Genomic DNA, 13192 nt, shown 5'->3' with positions numbered 1-13192 from the left:
GACAAAGACCTCCGCCGGCTGTGCGCCCGGCGGAGGTCTTTTTTATTGTCGCTGATGTTACCGTGCCAATGGTGATCTAACCGGTATATCCAAACAAACGGGGTAACCACAAGACCATTTCGGGGACCAGAACCAGCACAATCAACGCCCCGATCAATACCCCCACAAACACCCAGATTTCACGAATGATATCGCGCAAGGGAATGCCGGTAACACCGTTCAGAACAAACAGCAAAATGCCATAGGGCGGTGTGATCAGACCGATCATGATATTGATAGTGATAACGACCCCGAAATAGACCAGATCAATGCCAAGAAGTTCTGCTGTGGGCAGAAAAAGCGGCACCACGATCAACAGAAGTGTCGTCGCATCAAACAAACAGCCCAGCAGCAGAATGATCACATTGATCACCAGCATGAAGATCAAGGGCAACATATTGATCGCCGCCAGTTCGTCCGCAACAAGTGCGGGCAGGTTTTCACTTGCTACCAGATAATTGAGGACAAGTGCCGATGCGATGATCAGACCAACGACCGAGGTCGACCTGGCCCCATCAAGCACCAGATGATAGAAATCTTTCCAACTCACCGACCGATAAAACAATGCCGCAAGAATAAGGGCATAGACCGCTGCAATCGCCGCCGCCTCTGTCGGGGTGGTGATGCCACCATAAATCCCGTAAAGCAGGATCACCGGGAGCATCAATGCCGGGAATGCACGCAGTGTCACTGCCGGAATTTTACGTAACGGCACGACGTCATCACGTTTGAAATTACGCTTGTGGGCGACCACGACATTGACGACCATCAAAACCACGGCCAAGAACAGTCCCGGCACGATACCGGCAAGGAACAGATAGCCGATTGATGATCCCGATATCAGCGCATAAAGGATCATCGGAATCGAAGGCGGAATAATCGGCCCGATAACGCTTGATGCCGCGGTCAGGGCGGCGGCATATCCACCCGGATAACGGTTATTACGCGTCATCAGATCAATAATGACGCGCCCGATCCCGGCCGCATCGGCAATTGCCGATCCCGACATCCCTGAAAAGATCACACTGGCAAACACATTGACGTGGGCAAGCCCGCCGCGAAAACGACCGACAATCGCAATACTGAATGTCAGCAACCGTTCACTGATCGTCCCGGCGTTCATGAAATTGGCCGCAAGGATAAACAAAGGCACGGCCAGCAGAACATAACTGTTAAACAGGCCATTCAACGCCTGTTCGGCAACCAGACCAACATCCTGTCCGGAAATGAACATATAGCCGATTGAGGCCGCAAAGGCCGCGATTGCAATTGGCATTCCAATCGCACCAAGCAGCAAAAATCCCCCAAGACTGATCAAAAAAGCCATGCTCATGCCTTGGGCTCCTGTGTCATTAACGGATCAGAACTGGGTTGGTCCGATTGTGATAGTTCACCAGAAATTGCCGCGATTTCCCGATCACAGGTTTTAGCCCGCATCAAACGCCACAGGGAAATGACACTGCGGATGATCAGCGCAACAATAAAGACCGGAAAAATGGCATAGACATAATCAAGGGTAATGCGCGTGACAGGTGCCTTTTCGATCCGCATGAACATGACGTAATCCACAATCACCGGGAACCCGGCGATGAAGGCGCCTGCAATACATGCAAGACCAATAATTGCCATGGCCCGTCGCCCGCGTGGCGGGGCTGCCAGAAACAGCATGTTGAACGACACATGGTCATGTTCACGCAGCAAGAAAGCGGACGTCCAGAACACCAGCCAGATATAGAGGATGATGCACAGCTCAACCGTCCAGCCAAGAGGGCTATTGAGAACATAGCGCGCAAAAATCTGTAAAAGAAATGTGCCAAACATCGCGATGAACAATGCCACCGCGATGCTTTCGGCACCTTTTTTGAAGGGTCTGGTCAAATCACGCACAAGTTGATCACTTCACCGCGTTGATTTGCTCGACGATGCCCGCCGGCCAATCCTTGGCAAATTCGCTTTCCAGATAGGCATTCTGAACTTTGGTGCGGAATGCAGCAACGTCCGGGGTGTAAATCGAAAGGCCTTCTTTCTTGAAGAAATCAATCAGCGACTCTTCATCTTCAATGCGCATTTTGTTGTTGTAGGCGGTCGCAACCGCCGCAGCGTCCTTGACCTTTTTTTGCTGATCTGCACTCAGATCGTCATAGGTGCTTTTTGCCATCGACAGGAAAATCGCATCGACCAGATGGTCGGTCAAAACGATCTGCTTGGTGACTTCATAGAATTTAACAGCCTTAACCGTTGGCAGCGGGTTGTCCTGACCGTCAATCGTTCCGGTCTGAAGCCCGGTGTAGACTTCACCAAATGCCAGTGGTGTTGCATCGGCACCCAGCGCATTGCCAAGGAACAACCACGCATCGGACCCCGGCATGCGTAGCTTCACGCCGTTCAGGTCATCCGGGGTGGTGATTTTCTTGTCATTGGCAAGGTTAAGCTCGCGGGTACCAAGATAACCGACATCAAGGATTTCGATATTCATGTCATCAGCGACCATCTGATAGAATTTCTTACCGATGTCGCTGGTGAAAACTTTTTTCTGATGTTCCGGATCACGGATCAGGTAACCAGCGGTAAATACCGACCATTCCGGTATCTGTTTGGCAATGTCCTGTGCCGAAATCATCGCCATATCAAGATTGCCACGCTGCATTGCGGCGGGTTCTGTTCCCTGTTTGAACAGGCTGGCATTCAGGTGAATTTCAATATCGAATTCGCCCGGTGCCGTCTTTGCAAGTTCGTCCTTGAAGACGGTCAGCATTTTGGCGTGCCAGTCGGATTCAACGGCTGGTGTTGAAATGCGCAGCTTTACCGCGTCTGCGGCAAAGGCCGATGTTGCACCAATTGCAAAGGTGCAGATTGCTGCCGATGCAAGCCTTACCAGGCTGCGTGCCATGGGTGTTTTGGTCATTTAATCCTCCCTAAAGGACATTAAGTATCTGTTTTTCTGTGTGTCGTTATTATTTTTAGGTCTTTCCACAGATGAGAATCAACAACATCTGCACTGACACGACACCTATTGTATAACTAACATGTTAGTGATAGACAACTGTTTCAACACCAATAAACACTGCGTCAGGTTATCTGGCGCGAAACAGGAATGTGTCATGCCCGCCACCAGATTAGACAAATTCGGCATCTCCGCTGCGATTACAACGCCCTTTACCCCTGACGGCACGATCGATATCGACCTGCTGTGCAAACATGCCAAATCATTGCTTTCCAAAGGGTGTGTATCTTTCACCCTTGGCGGAACAACCGGCGAGGGGCCACATCTGTCTGGTGATGAAAAAATCGCCGCACACAAGGCTTTGCTGGCATCCGGTATTGCTCGAACCCAGATCATTGTCGGCATCATCGAATCCGCACTTTCAGACGCTATTCAGGCTGCAAAAACAGCCGATTCGCTTGGGGCAAGATATGTTCTGGTAACACCACCCTATTATTTCAAAGGGTCCAGCGATGCCGGGCAGATCATATGGTTCCGGCAGTTTCTTGATGCGATCAGTGACACCCGACTTCAGGTCATTCTGTACCATATCCCACAGGTCTCAGCCGCCCCGGTCGGCCCGGACATGATCGCCCCCCTGATTGAAAGCCACCCTGACATGATTGCCGGGGTCAAGGATTCGTCGGGCGACTGGGAAAATGCGAAAACCTTGCTCGACCGGTTTTCCGACCGGCACATCCTGATCGGGGATGAACGTCTTTTGGGGGCGGCAATCGCATTGGGCGCATCAGGCGCGATCAGCGGCGTGGCAAATTTTGCCCCGGACCTCTTAGTTCCGCTTCTGGATGGCAAGACACCAGATCGGCGACTGGCACCGCTTGTTAATGCCCTGATCGAACTTCCTGTAACGCCAGCGGTCAAGGCGCTTGTTGCGCACAGAACCGGCTGTGCGCAATGGTCGCGCGTGCGCGCGCCGCTTGTCGAACTGACGCAGGAACAGTATGAGTGGATCACAAATTCTTACGATACCCTGTTCGCAGCCAGGAATGATTGATGAGCGTAAACAAGCGGCACCCACTAAGACAAAGTCGGCGAAGCGAAGCCTATAACAGCTTCACCGAACATCTTTTGGCCCGTGATATCCGGCCCGGTCAGTTTATCTCGCAGCGTGAACTTGTCGAAATTACCGATATGCCGCTTGGCGCTATCCGCGAACTGATCCCGCGCCTTGAAGCTGACGGTCTGATAACTACTGTGCCGCAGCGTGGAATGCAGGTCGCCCATATTGATCTTGAACTTGTACGCAATGCCTTTCAGCTTCGTTTTTTTCTTGAACTCGAAGCCGCACGGTTGTTCACCATACAGGCCAGTGATCAGACGCTGACCAAGCTTCGCAAGGCACATGAAGACGTCCTGTACTCGGCCAGCGAAAATGGCATCACACCGGAACTGCTTGAACATGCCCAGACCGTGGACTGGTCGCTGCATGACACGATCATAGATTCACTTGATAATGAAATTATTTCAAAGATCTACAAGGTCAATTCCGTCAAGATCCGCCTGATACGCCAGGAACGCTTTCGGCTGTCAGAAAGCCTGTTGCAGAATGTGATGAACGATCATCTTGCGATCATTGCTGCCTTTGAAAAACGTGACCCGGAACAGGCCGCCACATGCCTGCGCCAGCATCTTGAAAATGCACGCGGACGCGCACTGGGTCTGGGGGATCGATAAACCGCCCTCAATTCAGTATCTGCCAAAACACAAAACCCCGCCGAAGCGTCGGCGGGGTTTTTCATATTCAGGAACGCTGCATCCTGGAGCAGTTTCGATCTAAACGGAAATTGCTCTAAACGAAACGGCGGAACTCGCCGGATTTGCGCGGCGGGCAGAAACGTTTCAGATAGGACGGTGCAATCGCTTCGAGGCTGTTGGGCGTAATGCCAAGTTCGGCAAAACCTTCTGCGCCTTCGGACACCACGTTATCGGTTTTCAGCAACCGGACCTGATCGGGGGTCAGCGGCGGGACCGGCAGGAATTGCAGGAAGAATGCCTTGATCGAGGCCAGCCAGAACGGAACCGGCATCAGAATGGCGCGTTGACGGGTGATGCGCAGCATGTCCTGAAGCAGTGCCATGAAGGACAGGGTTTCCGGCCCGCCCAGCTCATAGGTCTTGCCAGCAGACTTGCCTTCGGTAAGCGCAGTAACAAAGGCATCGGCAACATCGCCAACATAGACCGGCTGGAATTTCGGACCACCTTCGCCATGCAGATCGACCTTGCCTTCGCCAAGATCAACTTTTGGCAGGCCCGGCGCACCGACAACCGGCAGAACCGGCGAGAAACGCGCCATTGTGGCGAATTTGTTCAGGAAGTTGTCATTCGGACCAAAAATGACCGACGGGCGGAAAATTATCGCATCCGGGAAGACCTCGCGCACGGCCTTTTCACCGGCCAGTTTCGAAGTCGCATAGTTGGCAGAGGTGTTTTTATCCACACCCAGGGCCGACATGTGCAGAAGCGTTCTTACGCCCGCTGCCTTGGCTTCCTCGGCAATACGTTTGGCCGCCTTGACGTGGATGTTGAGGAAATTCTTGCTGCCGCGCTCATAAAGAATACCCAGCAAGTTAATGACTGCTTCGGACCCTTCGATCGCGTCCTTGATGCTGTCTTCGTCGCGGACATCGCAATGGACCGGAACAACCTGGCCCAGATAGCCCATCGGTTTGAGTTTTTTGACGCGCTCAAAGCTTCTGGTCGGGACACGAACGATAAAATCACGTTCCAGCAGGCGCTTGACTATATGACGTCCGACAAATCCGGTGCCGCCAAAGACGGTTACAATACGACGATCCATGCTTGCTCTCTCCTTGCCGGTCGGGAAGATGCGAACGTATTCCACATCAGGTGCCGATACGCGGTGGCTTTGGGGTTCGGAAGACCACGCCATCCGAACCGAATTTGATCCTGTGGACAATCATATTGTGCCCTAACAGAAGACGATATGAGTGTCCGCAGGCACTTGCGGTTATATACGACGCAAAACCCGCGTCAACAATGCGGTATTATGAAACAATTTCGTCTTTGGCCTGCGATTTGGCCAATATTTCATCATAAAGCGCCATCAAACCGGCCCGATAATCCGGATAACGCAGCTTTACACCCAGTTCCTGCTTGATCCGCGCATTTGAAACCCGTTTGTTGTCTTCATAAAAGCTTGCCGCCATCGGGCTGAGCTTGGCGGTGGCGAAGTCCTGTTCCGGCGGTGGATCCACACCGAGCAACCCACAGGCATGGGCAATGACATCCTGCGGCGGGGCCGCGTCATCATCACACACATTATATGCCACCCCGCAATTGGGGCGCTTGATCGCGGCCAGCACCGTCTGGGCGATATCTTCGACATGGATGCGTGAAAAGACCTGACCGGGTTTGACGATCCGGCGCGCCCGGCCTGAACGCACGGTTTCAAGCGCATTGCGCCCCGGCCCGTAAATGCCCGCCAAGCGGAAGCTTTGCACACACAAATCATGACGGCGACCAAGGTCAAACCATGCCTTTTCTGCCGCGACCCGCCTGCGCCCTCGCTTGCCACTGGGGAGGAGTTCATCTTCCTCGGTAACTTCGGCGCCATCCCAATCCCCATATACCCCGGTGGTCGATAGATAACCAACCCATGTGCCGGCCGGCAGGCCTGCCAGATCACTACCGTGATGATGGATCACCGGATCACCCTGCCCACCGGGTGGGGCCGAGGCCAGAACATGCGTTGCGCCCTCAAGGGCCGAGGCGATGTCTTTGATCGGGTGATCATCGGCAAAGATGAAGGGTTCGATGCCTTCAGCCTTTAGCTGCGCGGCCTTGTCGGTGCTCCGCGTGGTTCCGGCAATTTCCCAGCCGTCCGCCTGCAACCTGCGGGCAACAAGACGGGCGGAAAACCCCAATCCGAAACAGAACAGCTTATTGGTCATCAAGGTACCTTTTGTAACGGCGAACATAGTGTGAGGGCACAGTAACGGCCCAGCAACATACAAACAAAACCTTTTGGCAGCATGATTTGTTCCCGAAAACACACACGTGTCAGGAACAACAATCATGATCTTGCCGTTTTCATGGTGTGAGACTCTGGGACTGTGAGACTTTCAAACTGTCAGTTTTCAGATATGCGCATTCAGGCATGGTCGATCGATCGACGGATCTTCTATGCTAGCGGCCAGCAATTTTTGCCAAAGACGGAGCTTTATTCATGTCACGACTTTCCGGCACCTCGTTCCTTGCACGCGCCACAGGCTTGCTGTGTCTGGCGGGGGTGGTTGGCATCAGCGCTTACATGCCCGATGCCCGTGCCCAGACCGAAAGCAACGGCGGCATGACACAGGAAGAAAGCCAGCAATATCGTGACTGCATCAAGCTGGCCCAGATTAAACCCGAAGACGGTTTTGAAAGTGCGATTGCCTGGCGCGACCTTGGCGGCGGGGAACCAGCCCGCCATTGTGTTGCAGTCGCCCTGATATCGCTTGGCAAATACGAAGAAGCCGCCACCCGTCTTGATGCTCTTGCCAGGGACAGCCCAGCCGGGCCGGACGTGGTTGCCGGCATGCTGGCGCAGGCAGGCCAAGCCTGGATGATGGCCGATAACCTTGAATTTGCCTGGCGCGACCAAAGCCGTGCGCTTGAACTGGTGCCCAACAACCCGCAGCTTTGGGTGGATCGGGCCATGGCGCTTGGCCTTGCCGGACAATATTGGGAGGCGATTGACGATCTCAATGCGGCACTTGACCTTAAACCCGATCATACCGAAGCCCTGATTTACCGGGCATCTGCCTGGCGACTGCTTGAAAGTTACGATTTGGCAATGACTGATATTGAAAATGTTCTGGGCCGCGAACCACAGAATGTTCAGGCACTTTTTGAGCGCGGCAAACTCCATCAGATCGCCGGCGACAAAGATTTGGCACGTCGCGATTGGCTAACTGTCATAGAACTTTCAAACGGAACCCCTGTTGCCGACGCGGCAAAAGCGAATATAGAGAAGATGGATGTTCGCACCGGATCAAACTGACGTGACAGGTGCCTTCGGGCCGAGAAAACAGGTTCACGGTGATCGATTTCCTTGTATATGACCGGTAGAATCATCTGCCGGTCCATCACCGGCTACGTTTTGGGGGACGAAATGCGTCGCACGCTTGCCTTGGCTACCCTAGCCGCATCGATTGCACTTCTGACAGCACCGGCTGCAGAGGCCCGCGATCAGATCAGGATTGTCGGATCATCGACGATCTTTCCGCTGACCACCAAGGTCGCCGAGCATTTCGCCAAAACCACCGGCGCCCATGCCCCTGTCGTCGAAAGTACAGGATCGGGTGGCGGCTTTAAGCTTTTCTGCGGTGGTATCGGTGAACAATACCCTGATATCGTGGATTCATCGCGCCCGATCGCCGGGTCGGAAACCGCGATCTGCGCGGCCAACTCGGTCGATAAAATTACCGAAATCAAAATCGGCTATGACGGCATTGTCATGCTGGGTTCGCGCGATGCACCAGCCATGTCGCTTACTGCCCGCCAGCTTTATCTGGCCCTTGCGCGCACGGTTCCGGTCAAGGGTGCAAGTGTGCCGAACCCACATGAAAAATGGTCGGATATCGACCCGAGCCTGCCGGACCTTAAAATCCGGGTTTATGGCCCGCCGCCAACATCAGGTACGCGCGATCTGATGGGGCAGCTGTTGCTTGATCAGGGCTGCTCGACATTTTCCGATATCGCAAGCCTTGAGGCATCTGATCCGGATAGCTTCCGCCTGCTGTGCCGTACACTTCGCGAAGATGGTGCGTATATCGAAGCGGGTGAAAATGACCGTCTTGTCATCAGCAAGCTTGAAAAAGATCCGACCTCATATGGCGTGATGGGCTTTAACAACTTGGAGCGCAACCGCGAACGCCTGCAGGGGGTTCCGATCAATGGCATCGAGCCGGATTACGAAACCATCCTGGATGGCAGCTATCCGGCATCGCGTGCGCTGTATCTTTACGTCAAGGATGACCACCAGCAACTGGTTCAGAGCCTGGGTGCGTTTATTTACACCTATGTCTCGGAAGCGGTCATTGGCGATGAAGGTTTGCTTGCCGATAACGGTCTGGTGCCGCTGACCAGTGACGAGCGCGCGGAAAACATGACCAGTGCTGCGAAGTTTGCCGGGAACTGATCAACAAACGGATCGACACCGGGTATATCCAGAATAAGCGGCCGGGCATCAGTCCGGCCGTTTTGCCATCCAGACCTGATTGCTAGCATATTTCGGTGGATTGCCCTGAAAATCAGAAAATTCCGTTATCGAAATGAAACCGGACAGTTCCAGCATCAAACGCATTTCACTGCGATGCACCCAGCGCAGATGATGCCAGCACTCCTCGCGCTTAAGGACATCCCCCTGATCGTTGATTTCTTCAAACCGCCAATGTTCGCTGAATTTCTGGGTCAGGGGATCGTTGGTGCGTTCCATCGCCGTGATACGCAACCCGTTGCCCGGCTGCCCGACACCCTTTGGCATCGGAAAGATCGGAAGTTCAACATGCTCCAGATCGCCTTCGGGAAGGCAATAGCGTAAATCCGGATCCATCAGATCCAGTGCAATCGCCCCGCCCGGTTTCAGATGGGCAAAGGCCCGTTCAAGGGCGCGTCGCTGATCATCGGCATCGGTGACTTCCTGAAGCCCGCGAAACGGGATGACCACCAGATCAAATTGCCGGCCCAAGTCGAAGTCACACATATTGCCGAGATGCCATGTCAGATCGGGGTAGTTGGCGCGCGCCTGATCCAGCATCGCGGGGGATAGATCAAGCCCCTCGACCGCGATGCCGAGTTTGGCAATTGCGGCACTGATCCGCCCCGTCCCGCAGCCCAGTTCAAGCACACCGTTTTCATTCGCAAGGCTTTCTGCCAGACGGGTATAGAAGGGAATGGGATCTTCAAAAATCTTGCGATCAAGATCAGCACGAAGATCGTAACTGGCCGTATTGAGGCCTCCGGCAGGGTAGAATTCATCTGATACGGATGAACTCGTCATTCAAAATCCAGTTCCGCATAGTGACTGGATGGCGGGAAACTGGCCTGTCGGTCTGCGAGGATATCGCGCATGGCAGGGCGGCTTTTGATCCGCATGTACCAGTCCTTGGCACGCGGGTGTTTCGACCAGTTGATATCGCCCATATAGTCGATCACGGAGACCTGTGCGGCGGCGGCCAGATCGGCCATGGTCAGATGGTCGCCGGCCAGCCAGTTCCGACGTTCAAACAGCCAGCCGATATAATTCATGTGATAGGCCGCATTGGTGCGCCCGGCGCGCAGGACCTTGGTATCGGGGGTGCCGGTCGAAAAGAAGCGTTTCAAAAGCTTCTCGCCCAGCAGGTGGTCGGTGACCTCGCGATTGAATTTGCCATCAAACCACGCGACAAGACGGCGGATTTCGGCACGTTCCTTGGCGTCAGATCCGAACAGTTTCGGCTCGTCCTCATAGACTTCGTCGAGATATTCGCAAATCACAACGGAATCACAGAGAACCGCCCCGTCCTCTTCGACAAGAACAGGGACTTCGCCTGCCGGATTAAGCAGCAGGAAATCGTCACGCCGCTCCCAAACCGGTTCAGCTGTGAGTTCAAAATCAAGCTTCTTCTCGGTCAGAACCAGGCGCACTTTGCGCGAAAAAGGTGAAAGCCAAAAATGATATAACTGACGCATAAACGTGAAGATACCCGATCAAGAATGAACGTTTCGCAAAGACCCGGCATGCGGGCGAAAACATTCCAATAACCGCAAAGACACGGGGTCGTTTCCAACCCGGAACTGCAAGATATCTCAAACCATGCAACGCGGTTGAAGTAAAGGCCTAGAACGGCTCCGAGATGCGAATTTAACGCCGATAACCCGGAAAACCCGAACACCCACTATGGGGTGCGGCTTTTGGCCAGCTCCAGCATGCCATCCAGATCAAGGCAGGCTTCAAGATGATCAGCCAGTTCATCAAGGGCGGCATCAATTCCGGCCTCGAAATGCGTCGTCTGATGGGCATCCCCGGCCCGCAACCGCCCCAAAAAGGCGTGGCGGAAATCATCACTGGCAAACAGGCCATGCAGATAACAGCCCAGAACCCGGCCATCGTCACTGATTGCACCATCAGAAACGCCATTCAGATCAAGCCAACTGCGTGCCCGATCCGGCCCATCCGTTTGACCCATATGGATTTCATAGCCCTCAACAGGCGTTCCGGCGGCAGGCCCGGCATGATCGCCAATGGTTATGCCGGTTGTTTTGCGAAGCGTCTTGTCGCCGGCCATGACGGTTTCAAGATCAAGCAGGCCAAGCCCGGCCTCACTGCCAGGCGCGCCTTCGACCCCATCCGGGTCGTGGACCATGCGGCCTAGCATCTGATAGCCGCCACAAATACCGATCACATGGCCCCCGCGCCGGTGATGGGCGAGAATATCGATGTCCCAGCCCTGTTCCTTCAGGAACCGAAGGTCGGCCATGGTGGATTTTGAGCCCGGCAGCAGCACAAGGTCGCAATCGCCCGGGATCACCTGACCGGGCTTGATCACCAGCAGTTCGACATCATCCTCGGCCGCCAGCGGATCAAGATCATCAAAATTGGCAATGCGCGGCAGATGGGGTACTGCAATGCGCAGAACGCCGCCCATCTCATCCCCGGCTTCGCGGTGATATTTCCCGGCCTTTTCGAGCGCGACGCCATCTTCGGCGGGCAGCTTGTGAGCATTTTGCCAGTACGTTGCGATACCGTAACTTTCAAGACCGCAGGTGTCATGAATGATGCCGGTCGCCGGTTCAAACAGCGACACATCGCCGCGAAACTTGTTAATCACATAACCCTTAAGCCAGCGGCGGTCATCCTCGGACAACAACGCATACGTGCCAACGATCGAGGCAATCACCCCGCCACGGTCAATGTCGCCCACCAGAAGGACCGGAACCTGAACGGCCTCGGCAAAGCCCATATTGGCAATATCGGATGCGCGTAAATTGACCTCGGCCGGTGATCCGGCGCCTTCGATCAGGACAAGGTCGGCATCAGATGCCATGATCTCGAAGCTTTCGACCACCTTGGGCAGAAGATCGCGTTTGAGCCGGTAGTAATCGCGTGCCTTGGCGCTGGTCATGACCTTACCCTGCACGACCACCTGCGCACCGATATCGCTTTGCGGTTTGAGCAAAACCGGGTTCATATGAACCGTGGTCGCCACACCGGCGGCACGCGCCTGTAACGCCTGTGCGCGGCCGATCTCGCCGCCATCATCGGTAACAGCAGCATTGTTGGACATATTTTGCGGTTTGAACGGACGCACGCGCAAACCCCGCCGCGCATAGGCCCGGCACAATCCGGCCACCAGCAAGGATTTCCCGACGTCGGAACCGGTACCTTGCAACATTAGGGCGGGAACAGATTGCGCATTCATTCCGGGTTCAAAACTTTCTTGCAAAGGATCGACACGCGATCAGAATTCGACCCCGATCTGTGCCTTGATCCCCTGTTCGCGGAACGGATGTTTGATCATGGTCATTTCTGTCACCAGATCAGCCGCCTCGACCAGGGTATCAGGGGCATTGCGCCCGGTAAGAACGATATGCTGATCAGGCAGTTTGTTGGCGAGTGCTTCAAGCACGTCATCAAGCGGCAGGAAATCATAGCGCAGAACGATATTGATTTCGTCCAGAATCACCATCGCATAGCTTGGATCGCGCAGCATTTCCAACGCCTTGTTCCAGGCTTCGCGGGCCAGTGCCACATCCTGCGCACGGTTCTGGGTTTCCCAGGTAAATCCCGCCCCCATGGCATGAAATTCACTGAGATCGGGGAATTTTTTCAATAGTTTTGCCTCGCCGGTTTCCCAGCCCCCCTTGATGAACTGGACCACACCAACTTTCATGTCATGTCCGACACAGCGCATCGCCATCCCGAAGGCCGAGGATGACTTGCCCTTGCCCTTGCCGGTATGAACAATGATCAAACCCTTTTTATCGATCTTCTGGGCCATCATCTTGTCGCGCGCGGCCTTGATTTTCTTCATTTTTTCATCATGGCGCGCATTGATATCGACGTCTGGCTGGCTTTTGTCGGACATTGTTTCTTCCCTTTGAAATGCCGCCCCAGAATGCGGCGAAAGCAGTCCCGGGATCAAGGGCCGTTTTGCCAGATCGGAT

13 protein-coding genes are annotated in these 13192 nt (G+C 54.4%); 4 read left to right on the top strand and 9 right to left on the bottom strand.

Annotated elements, in window-relative coordinates:
• Positions 1 to 76 precede the first annotated feature (76 nt).
• The 3 genes from ACXAF0_RS02490 to ACXAF0_RS02480 are packed head-to-tail and all read right to left on the bottom strand — an operon-like array spanning position 77 to position 2944.
• Positions 77 to 1372: a TRAP transporter large permease gene (locus ACXAF0_RS02490; RefSeq protein ID WP_475343349.1), complete on the bottom strand. Its 1296-nt coding sequence runs from the start codon at positions 1370 to 1372 to the stop codon at positions 77 to 79.
• A complete protein-coding gene (locus tag ACXAF0_RS02485; RefSeq protein ID WP_475343348.1) occupies positions 1369 to 1926 on the bottom strand; it encodes a TRAP transporter small permease in 558 nt (185 codons plus the stop codon). Before ACXAF0_RS02485 ends, ACXAF0_RS02490 begins: the two co-directional genes overlap by 4 nt.
• 7 nt (positions 1927 to 1933) lie before the next feature.
• Positions 1934 to 2944 (bottom strand): sialic acid TRAP transporter substrate-binding protein SiaP, encoded by a 1011-nt coding sequence (locus ACXAF0_RS02480; RefSeq protein WP_475343347.1) that lies wholly within the window; start codon positions 2942 to 2944, stop codon positions 1934 to 1936.
• Positions 2945 to 3140: 196 nt separating this feature from the next.
• Here ACXAF0_RS02480 and ACXAF0_RS02475 point away from each other — a divergent pair, with 196 nt between their 5' ends.
• Together ACXAF0_RS02475 and ACXAF0_RS02470 are read left to right on the top strand one after the other, a co-directional pair.
• Complete coding sequence (locus tag ACXAF0_RS02475) at positions 3141 to 4037, top strand: dihydrodipicolinate synthase family protein (protein WP_475343346.1); 897 nt, start codon at positions 3141 to 3143, stop codon at positions 4035 to 4037.
• On the top strand, positions 4037 to 4717 hold the full coding sequence (locus ACXAF0_RS02470) for a GntR family transcriptional regulator (protein ID WP_475343344.1): 681 nt from the start codon (positions 4037 to 4039) through the stop codon (positions 4715 to 4717). The genes ACXAF0_RS02475 and ACXAF0_RS02470 overlap by 1 nt, the downstream gene beginning before the upstream one ends.
• Before the next feature lie 115 nt (positions 4718 to 4832).
• Here ACXAF0_RS02470 and ACXAF0_RS02465 read toward each other — a convergent pair whose 3' ends face one another.
• A complete protein-coding gene (locus tag ACXAF0_RS02465; protein ID WP_475346214.1) occupies positions 4833 to 5840 on the bottom strand; it encodes a complex I NDUFA9 subunit family protein in 1008 nt (335 codons plus the stop codon).
• A 208-nt stretch (positions 5841 to 6048) separates the two neighbouring features.
• A complete protein-coding gene (locus ACXAF0_RS02460) occupies positions 6049 to 6954 on the bottom strand; it encodes an SDR family oxidoreductase (protein ID WP_475343341.1) in 906 nt (301 codons plus the stop codon).
• Positions 6955 to 7229: 275 nt separating this feature from the next.
• Here ACXAF0_RS02460 and ACXAF0_RS02455 point away from each other — a divergent pair, with 275 nt between their 5' ends.
• Entirely contained in the window at positions 7230 to 8045 is an 816-nt protein-coding gene (locus tag ACXAF0_RS02455) for a tetratricopeptide repeat protein (RefSeq protein ID WP_475343338.1), read from the top strand.
• Between the two features lie 111 nt (positions 8046 to 8156).
• Positions 8157 to 9185: a substrate-binding domain-containing protein gene (locus ACXAF0_RS02450; protein WP_475343336.1), complete on the top strand. Its 1029-nt coding sequence runs from the start codon at positions 8157 to 8159 to the stop codon at positions 9183 to 9185.
• Positions 9186 to 9233: 48 nt separating this feature from the next.
• Here the strand turns inward: ACXAF0_RS02450 and ACXAF0_RS02445 are convergent, their stop codons facing one another.
• The 4 genes from ACXAF0_RS02445 to cobO all read right to left on the bottom strand — a co-directional run bounded on the left by ACXAF0_RS02445 (position 9234) and on the right by cobO (position 13113).
• Positions 9234 to 10046 carry a class I SAM-dependent methyltransferase gene (locus tag ACXAF0_RS02445; RefSeq protein WP_475343334.1) on the bottom strand — a complete coding sequence of 271 codons (813 nt, stop codon included), beginning with the start codon at positions 10044 to 10046 and terminating at the stop codon, positions 9234 to 9236.
• The gene (locus ACXAF0_RS02440) at positions 10043 to 10717 is read right to left on the bottom strand and encodes a glutathione S-transferase family protein (protein WP_475343333.1); all 675 of its coding nucleotides are present in this window, start codon (positions 10715 to 10717) and stop codon (positions 10043 to 10045) included. Before ACXAF0_RS02440 ends, ACXAF0_RS02445 begins: the two co-directional genes overlap by 4 nt.
• Positions 10718 to 10923: 206 nt before the next feature.
• Entirely contained in the window at positions 10924 to 12447 is a 1524-nt protein-coding gene (locus tag ACXAF0_RS02435; RefSeq protein ID WP_475343332.1) for a cobyric acid synthase, read from the bottom strand.
• Positions 12448 to 12486: 39 nt separating this feature from the next.
• Positions 12487 to 13113, bottom strand: coding sequence for a cob(I)yrinic acid a,c-diamide adenosyltransferase (cobO, locus tag ACXAF0_RS02430; protein WP_475343329.1), 627 nt, complete (start codon positions 13111 to 13113; stop codon positions 12487 to 12489).
• Between the last annotated feature and the right edge of the window lie 79 nt (positions 13114 to 13192).

The organism is Thalassospira sp. ABD4_177 (assembly GCF_056160125.1).
This window is presented reverse-complemented; position numbering and strand designations above follow the sequence as displayed.